The sequence below is a fragment of the Clostridioides sp. LIBA-6622 genome (genome assembly GCF_056716095.1).
This window is the reverse complement of the sequence record NZ_CP196998.1, coordinates 405,389-426,133: the sequence shown is the minus strand read 5'-3', so window position 1 is coordinate 426,133 and position 20,745 is coordinate 405,389. Positions and strand designations below refer to the sequence as shown.

12 protein-coding genes are annotated in these 20,745 nt (G+C 29.7%); 7 read left to right on the top strand and 5 right to left on the bottom strand.

Annotation, left to right across the window (positions count from 1 at the left end; translation table 11 throughout):
* Positions 1–36: 36 nt before the first annotated feature.
* The gene (locus tag ACTG47_RS02315; protein WP_479925945.1) at positions 37–786 is read right to left on the bottom strand and encodes a YkgJ family cysteine cluster protein; all 750 of its coding nucleotides are present in this window, start codon (positions 784–786) and stop codon (positions 37–39) included.
* An 88-nt stretch (positions 787–874) separates the two neighbouring features.
* On the opposite strand from ACTG47_RS02315, the gene ACTG47_RS02310 reads away from it, so the two are divergent.
* From ACTG47_RS02310 to ACTG47_RS02300, 3 genes are all read left to right on the top strand, one after another.
* Positions 875–1,126 (top strand): hypothetical protein, encoded by a 252-nt coding sequence (locus tag ACTG47_RS02310; RefSeq protein ID WP_054268922.1) that lies wholly within the window; start codon positions 875–877, stop codon positions 1,124–1,126.
* A gap of 225 nt (positions 1,127–1,351) precedes the next feature.
* Positions 1,352–1,771, top strand: coding sequence for a hypothetical protein (locus ACTG47_RS02305; protein WP_169468233.1), 420 nt, complete (start codon positions 1,352–1,354; stop codon positions 1,769–1,771).
* A 24-nt stretch (positions 1,772–1,795) separates the two neighbouring features.
* Positions 1,796–6,853, top strand: coding sequence for a DUF5724 domain-containing protein (locus ACTG47_RS02300; RefSeq protein ID WP_479925944.1), 5,058 nt, complete (start codon positions 1,796–1,798; stop codon positions 6,851–6,853).
* Positions 6,854–7,013: 160 nt separating this feature from the next.
* On the opposite strand, the gene ACTG47_RS02295 is transcribed toward ACTG47_RS02300, so the two are convergent.
* Complete coding sequence (locus tag ACTG47_RS02295; RefSeq protein WP_479925943.1) at positions 7,014–7,751, bottom strand: LytR/AlgR family response regulator transcription factor; 738 nt, start codon at positions 7,749–7,751, stop codon at positions 7,014–7,016.
* Between the two features lie 18 nt (positions 7,752–7,769).
* Positions 7,770–8,705, bottom strand: coding sequence for a sensor histidine kinase (locus ACTG47_RS02290; RefSeq protein ID WP_479925942.1), 936 nt, complete (start codon positions 8,703–8,705; stop codon positions 7,770–7,772).
* A 207-nt stretch (positions 8,706–8,912) separates the two neighbouring features.
* On the opposite strand from ACTG47_RS02290, the gene ACTG47_RS02285 reads away from it, so the two are divergent.
* The 3 genes from ACTG47_RS02285 to ACTG47_RS02275 are packed head-to-tail and all read left to right on the top strand — an operon-like array spanning position 8,913 to position 12,544.
* Entirely contained in the window at positions 8,913–11,489 is a 2,577-nt protein-coding gene (locus tag ACTG47_RS02285; protein WP_479925941.1) for an ABC transporter permease, read from the top strand.
* An 11-nt stretch (positions 11,490–11,500) separates the two neighbouring features.
* Positions 11,501–12,163: an ABC transporter ATP-binding protein gene (locus ACTG47_RS02280; RefSeq protein ID WP_054275714.1), complete on the top strand. Its 663-nt coding sequence runs from the start codon at positions 11,501–11,503 to the stop codon at positions 12,161–12,163.
* Between the two features lie 39 nt (positions 12,164–12,202).
* Positions 12,203–12,544 (top strand): hypothetical protein, encoded by a 342-nt coding sequence (locus ACTG47_RS02275; RefSeq protein ID WP_169468225.1) that lies wholly within the window; start codon positions 12,203–12,205, stop codon positions 12,542–12,544.
* A 355-nt stretch (positions 12,545–12,899) separates the two neighbouring features.
* On the opposite strand, the gene adhE is transcribed toward ACTG47_RS02275, so the two are convergent.
* A complete protein-coding gene (gene adhE, locus ACTG47_RS02270) occupies positions 12,900–15,542 on the bottom strand; it encodes a bifunctional acetaldehyde-CoA/alcohol dehydrogenase (RefSeq protein ID WP_479925940.1) in 2,643 nt (880 codons plus the stop codon).
* Positions 15,543–16,419: 877 nt separating this feature from the next.
* Here adhE and ACTG47_RS02265 point away from each other — a divergent pair.
* The gene (locus tag ACTG47_RS02265) at positions 16,420–18,018 is read left to right on the top strand and encodes a putative manganese-dependent inorganic diphosphatase (RefSeq protein WP_074179961.1); all 1,599 of its coding nucleotides are present in this window, start codon (positions 16,420–16,422) and stop codon (positions 18,016–18,018) included.
* Positions 18,019–18,104: 86 nt separating this feature from the next.
* On the opposite strand, the gene ACTG47_RS02260 is transcribed toward ACTG47_RS02265, so the two are convergent.
* On the bottom strand, positions 18,105–20,681 hold the full coding sequence (locus ACTG47_RS02260) for a DNRLRE domain-containing protein (protein WP_479925939.1): 2,577 nt from the start codon (positions 20,679–20,681) through the stop codon (positions 18,105–18,107).
* Positions 20,682–20,745: the final 64 nt, after the last annotated feature.

Genomic DNA, 20,745 nt, shown 5'->3' with positions numbered 1-20,745 from the left:
TTCACCTCATTTTGACAATATTTATGCTACAATTTATTACTTACTAATATGAGAATCTACAAGAACAATCCTTTTTATTCTATTAATAGTTCTTCTTCTTATTTTATACTCTTTAGATATCCTTATTTTTACATTATAGGATAAGTCTCTATAAAGTAATGACTCTATAAAATATTCAACTATCCCTCTATCTCTAAAATCTATATCTATGAGTCCATTAGAATAAATCTTTGAATCTAATATCATAAGTTTATCAGAAAAACTTAATCTCTCAGATTTACTTAAATAATCCTTGTCTGGAACAAAGCTATCACAATAATCTATTCTATAGTTTACCACTTCATCATTTATCTCAAATCCGTATTGTTTCTTCATCAATACTTTATAATCGCTATTTTTCTTAGTGACATTATCTAAATTTTTATTATAGTCTTCTTTTTTCCAATGTCCAAACAGTCTACAATTTAGTGGTCTAACTTCATATATCAAACATCTATTATTATTATCTTTAAATGGACATGAATTCTTCCTTGTATACTCTTCAAAGTAGTAATCTAATACCTTACTTATACAATTTCTTTTTAAATCAACTCTATCTTCAAGATAACAAAATATATTCAAAAACTCAATTAAATTTATACCTACTGATTCCATACAACAACTTCCACATCCAGAACAATTTCCTGTTGGCAAAGATTTATATACATCATTTAGTTCATCAAAGAGCTCATTTTTAATGGAATAATTTATACAATTTAAAATATCTTTATTTTTTATACTAGTCATTATTATTACTCCTTGTTATAATTATTAAGTTAATACAAACAATTATTATAACATACTTTCAAAATTTAATCGCATAAGGAGGCATTTTATGAATAGATATACAAAAATAATTAATATGATGGGAAGTTATTACACAAAAGACTTCGAAAAAGAAAAAAAGAATGTGATAAAGGTTAGAGAAGTTAAAGAAGATACTGTTAGAAAATTTTTCTTACAAGGTGACTGTGAAGTTCTTGTAGTATTCGAGGATACTGGAAAAGAAATACTTATTGATGATTTTTCTCCTGAAGAAGAAATAAAAAAATATTTAGGACCAAAATTTGTAAATAAAAAAAGATAGATATAAAAAGTAATTCTAAAATTAAAATTTAATAAATGTATAGTTATAATTCTATATACTCATAGTTAAAAGTTATCTTTTATTTCTTTTTTAGACTTTAAGATAGCTTTTTTTCTATTTTTTGTAAAATAATCTCATAATTCACATTAATAATTTACAAAATGATATAATATAACAAATAGATAAATTTTTAAATATATACTTAATGTTTTGCGAGGTGATTTTATGCAAATTTATTTTAGAGTTAAAGCTGTTGGCAAACGTAAACCCATGCTAGAACTTACCCCCTTTGATTTATCTGACAACATCAATTGCCTAAAAGAGGCTATTTCTGAAATTGTATCTAAAAATGTTCTTGAATATAATGAGAAAATCCCAGAAAAATCAATAGTAAACTTCTTAACTAATGAAGAAATTGAATCCCAAGCTGATATTGGAAAAGTTGGGTTTGGTTCTATTTATAATGAAAATAAACAATCTGTAGAAAAAGCAATAGAAGTTGCATTACAAGCATTTGAAGATGGAATTTACAAAGTGCTTATAAATGAAGATGTTATTGAAGAACTTAATTCCCCTATAAATCTAAAAAATGGAGATATTTTTACCTTTATAAGACTTACCTTACTTGCTGGAAGAATGTTTTAAAATAAATAATTTGGAGGTACATAAATGTTGGAACGCACTAGAGTAGAAAAAAATCCTAAAATAATTGAAAATTTAAAAAATAATTTTACTAAATCCTCTTCAAAAAAGTACTATGACCTAGCAAAATCTCTATGGGACTGTATAGAAAATAGCTCATACTATTATAGAGACCCTGAAGACAAATTCTTAAATATGATAAAGAAATATTACAATTGCTATTATTATGAGATTAAAAATATAGATGAACTACTTTCTGGACCTTTAAAAAATGCTTTGGAATTAATACTTAATTCTGAACAAGTAGAAGAACTTTGTCAATTAATTAAAAGAAAGATGGATTATACATATTCGGGAGGCTATTATCGCAAAGGGTATCGCTCAAATAGACTTGTAGATTACTTTAGAAGTATAATTAGATTTATTTCAAACTATGTTGATTTAATTTATTATGATTTCTCAGTTATAGATTATCTTACTCTTCCAAATAAGGTCTTATACTATGACTCTGTAATGAGTGATAAAATAGCACTGGAAATAGATAAAGGCAATCAAGAGATAATCAGTGCTTTGGAAGAAGTAATATTTGGAGAAAATCAAACAGCTCTACTTACAAGACAAATGATAATTGGTATTATGAAAAGTCATAGTGAGAAATGCTATGAAATGCTTTCTAAACTTCTTTTGGCAGCTAAGCAACAAGAAGGCCTTAGACAACAAATTGTAGAGAGCTTAGATGAAGGTACAATTCCTGCATCAATATACATGTTAAAAACTATCTTGGACAATAATTTAGAAAGATTTAGTTCTGTTATAAGAGCCTTAGATACATGGACAGGGCTTGGTTTTTCAGACCAAAAACCTGGAATAATACGTAAATGCTTAGAACTTTCATATAAATCATTAACTGATGAAAAATCCCGTATAGAATCAGTTAATAGCGATGATAATCTTGAAATTTATTTTGCTTTATGGTCTACTGCAACTTATAACATATATGACTCTTACTCTCTTATTGAAGATTTACTTTCTTGCCATGAAAAATATAAAAAGCTTGTGGCTCTTTACTTCCTGTCAAATACAGAAAGTACATATTTCAAACACTCAATAGCATCTAAAAATATCACTGGAGATGATTTAGAAATTCTAGCATGGGTAATTAGGAATTTCTATGTAGAAAGCTCTGTTGGCTACTACTATAATTGGCAAAAGAGAGAAACTGACTTTGACCTATCAAATACTCCAATTGATAAAGACTTTGGTGCTAGAAAAGAACAATTTGAAAATTTAAAACATACTTTAGAAATTTTAAATTCAAAAACTAAATCTTTTTCAGGAAGTGTATTTCCATGGACTTGGATTGAAGTTTCTTCTCATGATATACTTAAATGTATGATGACATTAACAGCATATGATATGAATACCCAATTTATAGACACTCTTATGGAAAATTGTCATCTTATGAGCTCAGACTTAAGGGCTTCACTTATAGTCAACTTTATAAATGAACCAAAAACAGATAGACAACGTGAGTTCTTACTAGAATGTTTAAGTGATAAGAGTGTTTCCAACAGAGAAACTGTATTAAGTCTACTTAGAAAACTTGAACTAACAGATATAGAGCTAGACAAAATAACCAATCTACTTTCTTTAAAGACAAGCTCTATTAGACAAACTGTAATAAAAATTTTACTTGAACAAGATGATTCAAAATTAGAAAATATAGCTTCCTCTCTTATAAAATCTTCAAACTCACAAAAATGCCTTGGAGGTCTTGAAATTGTAAACTTATTAAAAGACAATGCTAATAGACAAGAACTATATAATAAGCTTATTTTACTGATAGAAGATATTGATAAATCTAAAAAGAATACATCTCAAGTTCAAATATTAATTGATAATTTATTAGGTAAAGCAAAAAATGATTATTGTAAAGAAAATGGGTTTGGAATATATAACCCTAAAGACAAGCTTCAAATTCCTGAACAATTTAGTTTTAAAGATAATTCTTCTACTCCATCAAAACTTAATAAGATTATTTCAAACATAAGTTTATCTTCAGGTGAAGAATCTGTTTCTATATCAACAAAAAAAGAAGCTAAAAAAATTCTTGATACAGATATAAATAAAATAATACAAGTTTATGAAAAATTTGATGAACTTATCATTGAAAATGCAGACTATGAATATGAAGTTGAAAGATGGTCAGGTAATGTAGAAAAAGTACTTTTAGGTTACTCTACTTATAATCTGACTCCTATTAAATATAAGACTTCTAATGATACTCTTGATAATTATCCACTGGCAGGACTTTGGAGGGGAATTAGTAAAAAACTCGATTTAGACTACAAATTAATACTTGATATTTTATTTTATAATATAAGTACATGCGGATATAATGAAATAGAAAAAAGTTGGTTTTCGTCTATCTATTCAAATGTTCTTGACTATAAAAAACAAAAGAAAATATATACAAGACTTGAGAAATTAAAATTCGATGCACTTACAAGAAGACTTCTAAGAGTTTTACTAAATGAGTTTGACCATAAAGAGATATTTGACTATTGTTTAGATATATATTATAAACTAAGAAATTTATTAACTACAGAACAATGTAAAAAACAAAGAGTTGAATTTACTAAAAACTATTATAGACAAAATGAATACTGCCCTGCTTTAGATGCCCCTATTTTAAATTATTGGCTCGATAAAGCAAATTCATTTATTTATGATGATATTTCTTTTACTAAGTTTTTCTATACTACATTTTCAAATTATCAGTTATTAGAATATAAGTTTCCTTTTTATACTAGCATAGGTGTATTTGCTCGTGCTCATGAATTAGGATTAATGACTGAAGAACAAGTTAATAAAGAAATTATAAGTGGATACAATTCATCAAATATAATAAGAACACTAACAAATCCTAGATGGGCTGGCGACACATTAGAAAAGTATCCTTGGCTTAAAAACAATTTAAAAACTGTTACAAATAGAGTTATAGAAATTGAATCACGTAGAGGTGATATGCCAACAGAAGTTTCTCATCTAGCTAATAACATACAATATTTTGAAGGTATAAATTATTTTGTAAATCTATTAGTTGCTCTTGGTAAAGAAACTTTTCAAAGGGGATATTCATATGGTAACAATTATTCAAAGAAAGATGTTTTAAGTTCTCTACTTAAAAATTGTTATCCTACTAAAGAAGATGACTCAAAAGAATTAAAAAAATTGCTTAAAGACACTGATATTACTGAATTAAGATTGATAGAAGCTGCTATGTATGCTCCTCAATGGGTCAATATAATTGAAAAGTATTTAAACTGGAAAGGCCTAAAGAGTACAATTTGGTACTTCCATGCACATATAAATGAAGGATTCTCTGCACAAAAAGAATCAGAAGTTGCTCTATTCTCTCCTATTTCACCAAGTAGTTTCATTGATGGTGCATTTGATGTAGACTGGTTTTTAGATTCATATAAGACTATTGGCGAAGATAGATTCAATATACTTTACAAATCAGCTAAGTATATAACTAGTGGTGGTAACTCTCATAGACGTGCACAACTTTATGCTGATGCTACACTTGGTAAACTTGATAAGGACATGTTAATGAAGGAAATTGAAACAAATAGAAATCAAGATAAATTGAGAAGTTTTTCTTTGCTTCCTATGAAAAAAGGAGACCTTAAAGAAGCTACTTTCCGTTATGAATTTATCCAAAAATTTGCTAAAGAAAGTAAACAATTTGGAGCACAACGTCGTGAAAGTGAATCAAAGGCTTGTACAATAGCACTAGAAAATCTAGCTAGAAGTGCTGGATTTGGAGATGTCAATCGTATGATGTGGGCTCTTGAAACTGAAAAACTAAATGAAGTTGCTCATTTATTTAAACCAAAAGATATTGATGGAACTTCAATTTGGATAGATGTTGATGAAAATGGTAAAGCATCTACTAAAGTTCAAAAAGGTGATAAAGCTTTAAAAAGTATACCAAAAGCCCTTGCCAAACATCCATATGTACTTGAACTTAAATCTGTTCAAAAAGATTTAAAGAGTCAGTATTCTCGTGCAAAACAGAGTTTAGAGCAATCTATGAAAAATGAAATAATATTTACAGTTAAAGAAATCTCCAATATTTATAAAAATCCAGTTATCTGCCCTTTGATTAAGAATCTAGTGTGGGTGTGCGATGATAATATTGGATATGTTTATAATGATAAATCTAAGTTCTTTATTTGCAATATAGATGGCGAAACTTATAAATTAACAGCAAAAAATAAATTAAAACTTGCACATCCAGTTCATCTTTTTGAATCTGGTAAATGGAGTGAATTCCAACATGACTTATTTAATAAGCAAATTGTTCAGCCATTTAAGCAAGTATTCCGTGAGTATTATAGAATAAATGGTGATGAATTATCTGAAAAAACTATATCTCGTAGATATGCTGGGCACCAAATTCAGCCAAAGAAAACTGTAGCACTTCTTAGAAATCAGCTTTGGACTGTTGATTATGAAGAGGGTTTACAAAAAGTGTTTTATAAAGAAAATATAGTAGCAAAAATGTTTGCACTTGCTGATTGGTTTTCGCCAGCAGATATTGAGCCTCCTACTATTGAAACAGTAGAATTTTTTGATAGAAAGACTTATAAAAGCCTAGAATTGGCTTCAATACCTCCAATTTTATTTTCAGAAGTTATGCGTGATATAGACCTTATTGTAAGTGTCGCTCATGCTGGTGGTGTTGACCCTGAAACAAGCCATTCTACTGTAGAGATGCGTATAGCAATTGCTAAAGAATTGCTATTATTGTTAAAGATTAAGAATGTCAATTTTGAAGGTTCTCATGCTCTTATATCAGGCAATTTAGGTGAGTATTCTGTGCATATGGGTTCTGGTATTGTACATAAAAAAGGAATGGGTGCTTTAAATATACTTCCTGTACATTCTCAAAGTAGAGGAAAGATATTCCTTCCTTTTGCTGATGAAGACCCTAAGACTGCTGAGATTATGTCTAAAATCTTATTACTTGCTGAAGATAATAAGATTAAAGACCCTAGTATCTTAAGTAACTTATAAATATAAGACTTCTCTCTAAAATATATTGGACTTTCTATTTTTCCATGAAAGTCCAATATGTTTTTATATTATATTTTATATGAATTAATTTATAACTATAGCAAATTTATATGATATCTTCATCGTACATATTGTATATCACTGAAAATTTTTTTCTTCATTAGAACCTTTTAACCCTATAAAATCTGTATAGAAAATCTTTTTCTAAAGATTTATTTAAAGTAGCACTTTCTTGAAAATTTATAAATTTTATCTCTAAAGAAGACTTATTTATAGGTATAACCTTATGTATAAGCCTTAAGTTCACTATGTATTGTCTATGAGTCATAAAGAAATTAGGAGGTAGGCGTTTTTTTAAATCATCAAAGTTCTCATAAAATTTTATCGTATCTTCATCTCTAGTATATAAATTGATAGCTCTTGAATTTTTCTCAAACATAACTATATCATCAAAATTAATCATATGTATCTGTTTCCTTATTTTATATACAAAAAGAGTGTCTTCTATAAAATTATTTTTAGCAATTTTATGAGAGTTAATGTGGTCTATTGCTATATTAATTGAATCAAGTATTTTTTCTTTTTTAAATGGCTTAACTATAAAATCTATAGGATGTACTTTAAAGCTCTCAAGACTATAGTCAGCAAAACCTGTTACAAATACTATATGTATATCTTTATCTACAGAAAGAATTTCTTTAGCAGAATCAATCCCATTTTTATATGGCATATCAATGTCAATAATTAATAAGTCTATTTTCTCACTTTTTATAAATTCAATTGCTTCTATACCATCCTTGACTTTCTTAACATAATCTACATATCCAGACTCTTTAACTATATTTGCTATATCATCTCTTACAATTTTATCATCATCACAAATCAAAACTTTTATCACAGACTTCTCTCCTCCTAACTAATAATATTTTGGTATTAAAATTACAAATTCAGTTAAAAAATCATCACTATTTACAAGTATACTATAATCATACTTATTTAGTATATTTTTAACTAGATATAACCCAAAACCTCTATCTTGCCCTTCTTTAGTGCTAAATCCATCCAAAAATATACTTTCAACATTATGTATTTTAGGACCATTATTTTTTATGGCTATAATATACTGAAATTCATCTTCATATGCATGTAATCTTATATACTTCTTTTTCTTTTGTATAGCAGACAAAGATTCTATTGCATTGTCTATTATGTTTAATAGTACTGAACTCATATCATTAGGTTCAATCTCTAAATTATCCATAAAATCTTGTATATATACATCAAAAGATATGTTCTTTTCAAGACATTCCTCATATTTTAAGGATGCTATAGCGTCTAAATAAGATACTTTACCATATCTTGAATTTTTTGATTTAAAGCTATTTGATATGTTCATTATATATTCTTTGGCATCTTCAGCTAACCCAGTATTTAATAGAGAATATACTACTTGTAAATGTTTTAAATAGTCATGTTTTTGACTTCTTAATTTTACGATTATATTGTCCTTATGATTTATTTTACTATCTAATTTTTGTAACTTATACTCTTGTTTATTGTTATTATCTAGCAATCTTATAAATTTAAATCCTATATAAAAACTTAAAATAATTAAAATTAAAAAAAGTATAATATTTAATACTCCTTCAAGTAAAAAATTATATCCTAAACTTAATTGTATATACTCAATACCCTCCATGAATAAAATCCATACAAAACATGATACAAAAAATGTTAATATTCCTCTTTTTAATATGTCTAATTCTTTATAGAACCTGTACTTATTCATTATAAGATTACTAAATATAAACAAAGTTAGTATTACTATAGGAAATATAAAATTATTCTCCATAATTCCCCTCCCATCTACACTTTATATGAGGATTATATCATTTTAGAAAAATTATGTAAAAAGTCAAAATTTACATGTACATTAATTAAACTTGTAAATACGCATATAAATTTGTACAATTAAGTACTCAAAACTTGTAAATACTTACTTTGCTATATATTTTAAATAAACATATAATTGAGTTAGCTAAGAAAGGAAGTGGTAAATATGAAAGATAATTTGAAAATAGTACTAAGATACATAAAGAGTTATAAATCTAGATCTTTAGCAATTGCTTTGAGTATAATTCTTGCTACATCACTCATTGTTGGTATCGGCACCCTCTCAAGAAGTGCTCAGCAAGCAGATGTAGATATATCGAAAAGAGAGCTTGGAACTGACCATGCATACTTTAAAGATATAAAGAAAAATCAATTAGAATCTATAAAATCTGGTAAAGATATTAAAAACCTAGGTATAACATCTTATTATGCATCTACAGATGTTAATGAAAAATTACCTATAAACATACAATATGCAAATAAAAATTACTTAACTAATCAATCTAAACTTATAAAAGGTCACCTTCCAAAAGCTAACAATGAGGTGGTAGTAGAAAAATGGGTTTTAAATAGTATGGGTTTAAAGCCAGAAATAAATCAAAACCTTACTTTTAAATTATATCAAAAAGAAAAACCAGAGACTTTTAAAGTTGTAGGAATACTTGAAGATAGATTTATAGAGAAACAAAAGGGTAAATGTGAAATTTTTTTAAACCTCAATGAATCAAAATCGAATGAGTTTACAGCTTCTATTGAATTTAATGAAGGCAGTGATATAAATACAAACATAAACAATATAGTAAAAAATGCTATGTTGGATGAAAAAAGCGTAGGAAGAAACTCAATGCTTATAAACGCTACTATGGAAAATGGTACTTTAGATAATTCAAGTAAATATGTTGCAATTGCTATGAGTATATTTTCTGGTATTGTAATATATAGTATCTATGTTATATCAATATACCAAAGAATACAGGAATATGGTATCTTAAGAGCTATTGGCTCCACTAACTTTAGGATTTTCAAACTTATGTTCTATGAACTTTTTATACTTGCTCTGATAGCAATGCCTATAGGTATATGTACAGGTATGGGAGGTGCACAAATATTTAATAGGTCTGCAGGAAATATTCAATTTGAAGGAAATATAAATGTTACCCCTTTTGTTATTCCAGATAAAATAATCCTCTTATCAATTGTATGTATAATACTGACAATACTCATTATAAGTTTCTTTACATATTTAAAGATAAGAAGAATTTCTCCTATTGATGCTATAAGAAAAACTTTTGGAACTGATAAAAATATAATCAAAGTTAATTCTTTAATATCAAAATTGACTTTAAATATGTCAGTAACAAAATCTATATCTGCGAAAAACATCTTTAGAAATAAAAAGGGATTCCTTATAATTGTATTATCTATGAGTATAGGAGGTATAATTGTCATAAAAGACAATTATAAATATTCTTTTTTAGATGTCAAAAACAAAAACATTCAAGAGCAAGTATATATGAATGCAGATTTTATTCTATCAAATACTTATCTCAATGAAATTGGTAGCAATACCTCTTTTAAAGATATAAGGGGATTTAATGATAATCAGATAGATAAAATTAAAAATATAGATGGAATTGATAAAGTCAAAACTGCTAGCATCTTAAACACGAGAATAGAGGTAAATAAAATAAATAGATTAGATTACTACGAAACTATAAATTCAGCTCCTTATTATAAGAAAAATCCTTTATTCATAAAAAATAAGACTACTGGAAAATATACATTAAAACAAAAGTTAAAAGGTTATAATGATGAGATGATAAATTCATTAGAAGATTACTTAGTAAGTGGAAGTATAAACTTGAAAAAAATGAAAAAAGAAAACTTAGCTATAGTATATGTACCAGAAATTTCTGAAACACAAAAATATACAAAGACCTTTACTCCTGGTGAAGGAACACCAGCTATAGATATAAAGGTAGGTGATACTATAAAAGTTAAATACCCAAAGGCTGGAATGGATACAGGACTTTATGAAAGTCTAAAAGATAATTATGAATACTTAGAATATGAATTTAAAGTTGGAGCTATTATAAGTTATCCTTTTGCAGATAATGGTATGTACTCTGGAGATGATGGTGTAGATGTAATAACGAGTAGCGAATATCTAAAAAAATTAACTGGTGTAGATAAGTATAACTTAGTTTATACAGACCTTAATGAAAATGCAAACAAGAAAAAAATAAATAGACTTCTCGGTAAAATTGGAAGTGAAGTTCCTGGAACTACAACAGTAGATATGATGGTAGAAAAAGAAAATTCGGATAAGATGACATCTAGGTCCATGATTTATAGTTATGGCATAGTAGCAGTAATGTTTATAATTAGTGTACTTAACATAGTAAATAACATAAGTTATAACTTAACTTCAAGGACTAGCGAATTTGGAATGTTAAGAGCTATTGGTATCTCTGAGAGAGGATTTAAAAATATGATACTCTATGAGGGAATATTATATGGAGCACTCTCAAGTGTAATTACTATTGTGGTAAGTCTTATAATACAATTTAAAATGTATTACATGCAAGGATTTGTATCATATGGATTAGACTTTTCAATAGATTACAAAATATATATCCTAGTTGTTTTAGCAAACATAATTGTAGGTATTCTAGCTACATATATTCCATTAAGGAAAATAAATAAAATTAGTATAGTTGAAGCTATAAACATTACAGAATAGGAGGATTAATTATGCCTATATTAGAGATTCTTAACTTAGGTAAGATTTATGGAAAAAAGGAAACAGCTGTACATGCACTAAAGGATGCAAATTTAAAAATAAATAAGGGTGAATTTGTTGCGATAATTGGTCCAAGTGGAAGTGGAAAAAGCACATTTCTACATTTAGTAGGCGGTCTTGAAAGACCAAGTAGCGGGACTATAAAAGTCGATGGTAAAGATATATGTTGCCTTTCAGATAAAAGATTAGCAAAATATAGAAGACAAAAAGTAGGATTTGTCTTTCAACAGTATAACCTAATTCCAGTATTAAATGTAAAAGAAAATATAGAATTACCACTAAAGTTAGACAATAAAAAAGTTGATGAAGAATACATAGAAGACATTATAAATTTATTGGGCCTTAGTGAGAGGAAAAATCATCTCCCAAATCAATTATCTGGTGGTCAACAACAAAGGGTCGCTATTGCTCGTGCTTTATCTGCAAAACCAAGTATAATCCTAGCAGATGAACCAACAGGAAATTTGGATAGTAAAACTACAGAAGAAGTCATGGATTTACTAAAAAATTCTATAAAAAAATATAACCAAACTCTTATAATAATAACACATAATGAAAATATTGCTAGAAAAGCAGATAGAATTATATCTATAATAGATGGAGAGCTTAGTTAAAATAATACTCTAAAACTACTTATAGAAAAGAGGATTTAAATGTTATTAGTTTTAGGTAATTTAAATTTAGACTTGGATTTTGACTATAGAATAATAAGAGAAGAAAACGATGATGTAGATGTATTTATAGATATTAATTATCGTAGCTTAGATATAGATACTGATGGTTCTAACTTATTTAATTCTAGAATCCAATTTCCCTTTGTAAGAGCATTGATTCTAAGGGTAAATAAGAACAATCAATGTATGACAATTCATTTATTAAGGGACATAGATTTATTCTCTGCTTTTGCTAACTTTGAAGTAGATTATACTAATTCTATAATAAATATAAAAAATCAAAGTGAGAAAGTTATTCTAAATAAATCTATCAAAAAGTAGTAAGGGGGCCTTAATAGGCCCCAATTCTTTTTGTTTTCTAAACCTATTATATCATGATAAATAAATTAGTCAATAGAATTTTCTGAATATTTTTATAATTTTTTCGTAAAGTTTTTTATATATTATGCTTTAAAATTATATGTAATAAAAAAATTTTATGACTAATTTTAAAGTTATTTGATTAAATATACATATTAAAAACCAATTTGAATTCTCTTACCTTTTATACATTTAGAATTTAAGTTATAGTCTATTCTTAATAGACATTTATACATATCTATAATAAAATCCTATTTACATAAAACTCTAATAACTTATATGCAAGTCTAATAAAACCTATATTCTAAAATAAATATTATTTACCATAATAAACTTTTAAATATATCTCTTTTAATTCACTCATCAATGGGTATCTAGGATTAGCTCCTGTACATTGGTCATCAAAAGCTTGTTCAACCATAGCATCTAATTCTTCTAAGAATTTAGACTCTTCTACCCCAGCTTCTTTTATAGTTTTAGGAAGTCCTACTCTTGCCTTTAATTCATCTATTGCTTTTATAAGGTTATCTACTTTTTCTTGGTCTGTGTTTCCCTTAATTCCTGCAAAAGAAGCAAATTCAGCATATCTTTGTATACAGTCAGGATATCTGTATTGTGAGAATGCACCCATCTTATTTGGAGCTTCCGCACAATTGAACTTAATTACTTCATTTATTAATAATGCATTTGCAACACCATGTTGAACGTGGTGGAATGCACCCAGTTTATGTGCTAGAGAGTGACAAATTCCTAAGAAAGCATTTGCGAAAGACATTCCAGCCATAGTAGATGCCATTGCCATTTTTTCTCTTGCTTCTTTATCATTCTTTCCATTTTTATATGCACGAGGTAGATATTCAAATATTATTTTACCTGCTTGAAGTGCTAATCCATCAGCTGGTTCAGTTCTTAACATAGATACATATGCTTCTAGTGCATGTGTTAAGGCATCAACACCTGATGCTGCTGTTAATCTTGGTGGCATTTCCATCATCATATCAGCATCGATTATAGCCATGTTTGGCATTAATTCATAATCTGCTAATGGATATTTTACACCTGAATCTTGGTCAGTTATAACTGCAAATGGAGTTACCTCTGAACCAGTTCCTGCTGAAGTTGGGATAGCCGTGAAGTATGCTTTTTCGCCCATTTTAGGGAATACATATACTCTTTTTCTTATATCCATAAATCTCATAGCTAAATCTTGGAAGTCTACCTCTGGATGCTCATACATTACCCACATTATCTTACCAGCATCCATTGCACTACCGCCACCTACAGCTATTATTAAATCTGGTTGGAAATCAGCCATAGCCTTAGCTCCTTCTCTTGCACAAGCTAATGTTGGGTCTGGAGCAACATCAAAGAATGTAGTATGCTTAATTCCCATTTCATCTAATAAATCAGTTAACTTTTTAGTATATCCATTATTGTAAAGGAAAGAGTCTGTTACTATAAAGGCTTTCTTTTTATCCATAACATCTTTAAATTCTCTTGCTGCTACACCTAAGCATCCTTTTTTGAAATAAACTTTTTCTGGTGCTCTAAACCAAAGCATATTCTCTCTCCTTTCAGCTACCGTTTTGATATTAAGTAAATGCTTCACTCCTACGTTTTCAGATACTGAGTTTCCACCCCAAGAACCACAACCAAGAGTAAGAGATGGTGCTAATTTAAAGTTATATAAGTCACCTATACCACCTTGTGATGATGGAGTATTAACTAATACTCTACAAGTTTTCATAGCATTTACAAACTTTTCTACTCTATCTGGATGATTTATAGAGTCGGCGTATAATGAAGATGTATGGCCATATCCGCCATCTGCAACTAATTTTTCAGCTTTAGCAACTGCATCTTCAAAACTTTTAGATTTGTACATTGCAAGTACTGGAGAAAGTTTTTCATGTGCAAAAGGTTCCTCTAATTCAACAGATTCTACCTCACCAATTATTATTCTAGCTGTTTTTGGGACTTCTACATCTGCCATTTTAGCTATTACATGAGCTGGTTGCCCAACTATTTTTGCATTTAATGAGCCATCAATTATTACTACTTTTCCTACTTTTTCTGTTTCTTCTTTATTTAAGAAATGTGCTCCACGATATTTAAATTCTTTTTTAACTTCTTCATATATTTTTTCTGGTACTATCACTGCTTGCTCAGAAGCACATATCATACCATTATCAAATGACTTCGATACTAATATTGAACTTACAGCCATTTTTACATCTGCACTCTCATCTATTATTGCAGGTACATTACCAGGACCAACTCCAACAGCTGGCTTTCCTGAGGAATATGCAGATTTAACCATTCCAGGTCCACCAGTAGCTAATATAAGGTCTGCCTCTGCCATAACAACATTAGTAAGTTCAATTGAAGGTACATCTACCCAGCCTATAAGTCCTTTTGGTGCACCTGCCTTAACTGCCGCATCATGTACAACTTTAGCAGCTTCTATAGTACAGTTTTTAGCTCTTGGATGAGGAGAGAAAATTATCCCATTTCTAGTTTTTAGTGCTATTAGAGACTTAAATATTGCAGTCGATGTAGGATTAGTTGTTGGTATAACTGCTGATAAAACACCTACTGGTTCAGCAATTCTTGTGAAACCAAATGCTTCATCTTTTTCTATGACACCACAAGTTTTAGTGTCTTTATAAGCATTGTAAATATACTCTGAAGCAAAATGATTTTTTATAACCTTATCTTCAACAATACCCATACCAGTCTCTTCTACTGCCATCTTTGCTAGAGGTATTCTTTGTTGATTTGCTGCAGTTGAAGCAGCTAAGAAAATTTTATCTACTTGCTCTTGTGTAAATGTTGCAAATTCTTTTTGTGCTAGTCTGATTTCTTCTAGCCTCATTTTTAATGACTCAACACTATTGACAATTTTAGGACTACATACTTCAACATTTAATTTTTCTACAGCTTTTTCTTTCTTCTCCATACTAAAAACCTCCCTAAATAATTATGCATCACTTATTTTTATAAATCTTAAATGCATCATCTATATTTTAACTTATACTTAAAATATTTTTATAGATTTCATGTCTATACCTTAGATTTTATTTACTTTATCTCTCTAGGTCAAGAAGTTTTTTTCTGAATATTTTGTCAATTTATTTTTTAACAAATACATTATTTTTTTTACTTTTATTTAAATTTTTTATTTAAATGAGATATTTTTCATTTAAATAGTTTACTTTGACTAAATAAAATACTAAAATGATAAATTATATCTTTCACTTTTTTTACTTATTAAATCTTATATGTTATTTATGTATTATTTGTATAAATAACACATAAAATTTTTGTCATATTTTCATAAAATAACACTTATTTTTGATTTATATGCAATTTTTAGTTCTACAACATCTGTATAATTTTAAAAAATATACAAACTGAAATTATTATAATTTATATAAGTTATTTTTAAATCAACACATAATAAATATACGTTTCATATCTATAAATAATTTTTATGTTAAATCCGTTAATTTTTTACTTATGATATATATATATAAATTTTTATAGTATAAAATATTTATAAATTTTTACTTTATTATCATATTAATTAATTTTTTCGCAGGTATATTTAATCAATTTATTTCAAATAAAAGTAAATTTAATTGATAATATAATTGGGTAAAAGTATAATATCATAATGATTTTTATATCAAATTTGTAGTATTTATATAAGAAATAAAATTTTATATAATATTTTTTCATTAAATTTTTTTCTTTTTACAACATATACCCACAACCTTTTGATATAATATTTTTATCAATTATTATTATATTCAAGTTTTGAAAGGAGTATTAAAATGAGTTTATTAGTTTTCGGACATAAAAATCCAGATACAGATTCAATATGTTCTGCAATTTCATTAGCACATTTAAAGAACAAACTAGGAATAAAAGCAACAGCTTATGCTTTAGGAGATATCAGAAAAGAAGCTAAATATGCCTTAGATTACTTTAAGGTAGATGCACCTGAAATTTTAGATAATGTTAGAATACAAGTTAGAGATTTAAATTATGATAAAGTAGTACCTTTAACTCCAACTTCATCTATATTAGAAGCTTATAATCTTATGGATGAAAAAAATGTTAAGACACTACCTGTAACTTATGATGATGGAACTTTTGCTGGTATCATTACTATGAAAGAAATAGCTAAAAACCTACTTCATCAACATTTTACAACTATACACACATCACTATCAAATATTTGTAAAAACCTTAATGGTACTATCCTTGTGGATTGTGGTGAAGATGTAAAAGGTAGAGTGGTTACTTTATCATTTGGTATGGAAACTCTAATCGAGACTCTAAAAGAGGGAGACATAGCTATTGTTGGTGATAGATATGATAGTATTGAATATGCTATTGATACAAAAGTTAAACTTTTAATACTTACTAATCATACAGAAATTTCAAAAGACTTACTAGCTCTTGCTAAAATAAATGGAGTTTCTGTTGTTTCTGTTGAAAGTGATAACTATAAAACTTCTAATGTGATAAATCAATGTAGTTTCTTAGACTCTATAGAAGCTACAGAAAATTTAATTACATTCAAAGAAGATGATTACATGGATGAAATCAAAGAAATCATGCTAGAGACAAACTTCAGATCTTATCCTATATTAGATGATGATAATAAGTTTTTAGGATTGATTTCAAAAGGACATCTATTAAATCCAACTAAAAAGAATGTTGTTTTAGTTGACCATAATGAATATGCCCAAAGTGCTGATGGAATTGAACAAGCAAATATAGTTGAAATAATTGACCATCATAAACTTGGTGGTATTTCTACTGATATTCCTATGTCTTTTAGAGTTATGCCTGTTGGATGTAATAGTACTATAATTTACCAAATGTATAAAGAAAATAATGTTGAGATACCTTATGAAATAGCTGGACTTCTTTTATCTGCTATATTATCTGATACATTATTATTCAAGTCTCCAACAACAACTGACATGGATAAAAAAGCATGTGAAGAACTAAGTAAAATAGCAAAAGTTGATATGGAAAAATATGCTATGGATATGTTTAAATGTGGTACTTCTTTAGACGAATATACTATAGAAGAAATAGTAAATATGGACTTTAAAGAGTTCAATATGAGTGGATATAAAGTTGGTATTGGACAAGTATTTACTTTAGACATAGATTCTATATTTGCTAAAAAAGATGAGTTTTTATCTTATATAAATTCAACTGATTATGATAAATTAGTTATTGCAGTTACAGATATAATTAAAGAAGGCTCTTATTTAATCTATAAAGCAGAAGATAGATTAATTGCTGATGCATTTAGCGTTGAAGGTGTTCAAGGTACATTCGCACCAGGTGTTGTATCTAGAAAGAAACAACTAGTGCCTAATTTAACTACTGCAATCAAAAACTTTAAATAATATAAAATTTTCCAAACAAAAAAACTGTTTCAAATACATATTTGAAACAGTTTTTTATCATACATATATTAATATTAAATATAAAATTAAGTCATAATAGTATCAGCTATTCTAAATATAGTCAAAGCTGCTGCTGTCGCTGCTGATTGGCCATTTCTTATTCCTACTGACACAGATGAAAAGTTATTTATAGTAAAGGTAGTTCCACCAAATAGAAAACCAACGAAATATCCAGAAACCAAACCTCCACCACCTGGCTCAGTAGTAAGGCCTGCTAAATCTCTCCCTCCTAAAACAGGAAATAAGAAAGAAAAAGAGTATTGATTTATACTTGATGAACCTGGTTGTAATGCTAATGAAACTGAAATGTAGTACACGCCATTTTCTTCTACTTTAAATACACCATTTGCATCCACTGTTATACTTGAACTATTACCTAGTACTGCTTGCCAATTTTTTATGGCTTCTCCATTATTCAAAATTTGTGCAGATGGAGCATTTACAAAAAAGTTAGCAATCGGTTGCGAGGAATTACCTGTTGGGCCTGTCGCTCCAGTTGGACCTGTTGCTCCTGTATTTCCGGTTGGGCCTGTTGCTCCTTCTAACCCTGTATTCCCTGTTGAGCCTGTGTTTCCGGTTGGACCTGTTGCCCCCATTGGACCTTCCAATCCTGTGTTCCCTGTTGCTCCTGTATTTCCGGTTGGACCTGTCGCTCCTGTTGAACCTTCTACTCCTGTGTTTCCGGTTGCGCCTGTCGCTCCCATTGGGCCTTCTAACCCTGTATTTCCGGTTGGACCTGTTGCTCCCGTTGGGCCTTCTAATCCTGTATTTCCGGTTGCGCCTGTCGCTCCTGTTGGGCCTTCCAACCCTGTGTTCCCTGTTGGGCCCGTCGCTCCTGTTGGACCTGTTGGGCCTTCCAACCCTGTGTTCCCTGTTGCTCCTGTATTTCCGGTTGCGCCTGTCGCTCCTGTTGAACCTTCTAATCCTGTATTCCCTGTTGCTCCTGTATTTCCGGTTGGACCTGTCGCTCCTGTTGAACCTTCTAATCCTGTGTTTCCGGTTACTCCTGTCGCTCCCGTTGGGCCTTCTAACCCTGTATTTCCGGTTGGACCTGTTGCTCCCGTTGGGCCTTCTAATCCTGTATTTCCGGTTGCGCCTGTCGCTCCTGTTGGGCCTTCTAACCCTGTATTCCCTGTTGCTCCTGTGTTTCCTGTTGGACCTTCCAACCCTGTGTTCCCTGTTGCTCCTGTATTTCCGGTTGCGCCTGTCGCTCCTATTGGACCTTCCAACCCTGTGTTCCCTGTTGGGCCCGTCGCTCCTGTTGGACCCTCCAACCCTGTGTTTCCTGTTGGACCTGTTGCTCCCATTGGACCTTCCAACCCTGTGTTCCCTGTTGCTCCTGTATTTCCGGTTGCGCCTGTCGCTCCTGTTGAACCTTCTAATCCTGTATTCCCGGTTGCGCCTGTCGCTCCCGTTGGACCTTCTAACCCTGTATTTCCTGTTGGACCTGTTGCTCCTGTTGGGCCTTCTAACCCTGTGTTTCCTGTTGGACCTGTCGCTCCCGTTGAACCTTCTAATCCTGTATTCCCTGTTGGGCCTGTATTTCCGGTTGCGCCTGTCGCTCCTATTGAACCTTCCAACCCTGTGTTCCCTGTTGGGCCCGTCGCTCCTGTTGAACCCTCTAATCCTGTGTTTCCTGTTGGACCTGTTGCTCCCATTGGACCTTCCAATCCTGTGTTCCCCGTTGCTCCTGTATTTCCGGTTGCGCCTGTCGCTCCTGTTGAACCTTCTAATCCTGTATTCCCTGTTGCTCCTGTATTTCCTGTTGGACCTGTTGCTCCTGTTGGGCCTTCTAACCCTGTATTCCCTGTTGAGCCTGTGTTTCCGGTTGGACCTGTCGCTCCCGTTGAACCTTCTAATCCTGTATTCCCGGTTGCGCCTGTCGCTCCCATTGGACCCTCCAACCCTGTATTTCCGGTCGGGCCTGTTGCTCCTGTTGAACCTTCTAATCCTGTATTCCCTGTCGCTCCTGTATTTCCAGTTGGGCCTGTTGCTCCCATTGGACCTCTTGGTCCTGTTGGCCCTGTAATTCTAGTTGGAGGACATCCAAATTTAGGAGGACAGCACTCTTTTTTTCTTTCTTCAAATGTTATAAGTATATATGGTTTGTTACGACCTCTACTAGATGTAAACTCTATAATCTTACAAGGATAATTTAAAGATAAAGCTAATCCATAATTAGGATACTTACCCACTGCCCATGCTTTTACAACACTTGTAATGTTTAAACATATATAGTTAGATGTATCACTTATACCAATTGGTAAATATCCTTCAATATTTTCTATAGGCAATTTATCATTCCATGATATAGTCCTTGAATTATAATATTCCATTATTCTTTTTACTTCAATATCTATTTTTTCATTAAATATATAATTATTATCTGAATTAATATGAATAAATAACTCTGCTTTTATTATATTTTTGTCTTTTAATATCTCTGGTATTCTTACTTTGAAAAAAGTAAAAAGCTTTTCCTCTACAAAAGTACTTGAATATTTAGTTCCTATTAGACAATATTCTAAAAAACTAAAGTTTTTATCTGGATATTTTCTTGATATAAAAGTATCATCATTTAAATAAAGTATAATATTTCTCATTTATAATCCCTCCATTTTGGGTCTATACTATACTATGTTAAAATACATACTTCGTTACAACAAA

Excerpts from the sequence above, each read along its gene's own strand:
- ACTG47_RS02305 (WP_169468233.1), top strand. The coding sequence starts at position 1,352 with ATGCAAATTTATTTTAGAGTTAAAGCTGTTGGCAAACGTAAACCCATG.
- ACTG47_RS02300 (WP_479925944.1), top strand. The coding sequence starts at position 1,796 with ATGTTGGAACGCACTAGAGTAGAAAAAAATCCTAAAATAATTGAAAAT.
- ACTG47_RS02285 (WP_479925941.1), top strand. The coding sequence starts at position 8,913 with ATGAAAGATAATTTGAAAATAGTACTAAGATACATAAAGAGTTATAAA.
- ACTG47_RS02275 (WP_169468225.1), top strand. The coding sequence starts at position 12,203 with ATGTTATTAGTTTTAGGTAATTTAAATTTAGACTTGGATTTTGACTAT.
- ACTG47_RS02260 (WP_479925939.1), bottom strand. The coding sequence starts at position 20,681 with ATGAGAAATATTATACTTTATTTAAATGATGATACTTTTATATCAAGA.
- ACTG47_RS02265 (WP_074179961.1), top strand. The coding sequence starts at position 16,420 with ATGAGTTTATTAGTTTTCGGACATAAAAATCCAGATACAGATTCAATA.
- ACTG47_RS02310 (WP_054268922.1), top strand. The coding sequence starts at position 875 with ATGAATAGATATACAAAAATAATTAATATGATGGGAAGTTATTACACA.
- ACTG47_RS02290 (WP_479925942.1), bottom strand. The coding sequence starts at position 8,705 with ATGGAGAATAATTTTATATTTCCTATAGTAATACTAACTTTGTTTATA.
- adhE (WP_479925940.1), bottom strand. The coding sequence starts at position 15,542 with ATGGAGAAGAAAGAAAAAGCTGTAGAAAAATTAAATGTTGAAGTATGT.
- ACTG47_RS02280 (WP_054275714.1), top strand. The coding sequence starts at position 11,501 with ATGCCTATATTAGAGATTCTTAACTTAGGTAAGATTTATGGAAAAAAG.
- ACTG47_RS02315 (WP_479925945.1), bottom strand. The coding sequence starts at position 786 with ATGACTAGTATAAAAAATAAAGATATTTTAAATTGTATAAATTATTCC.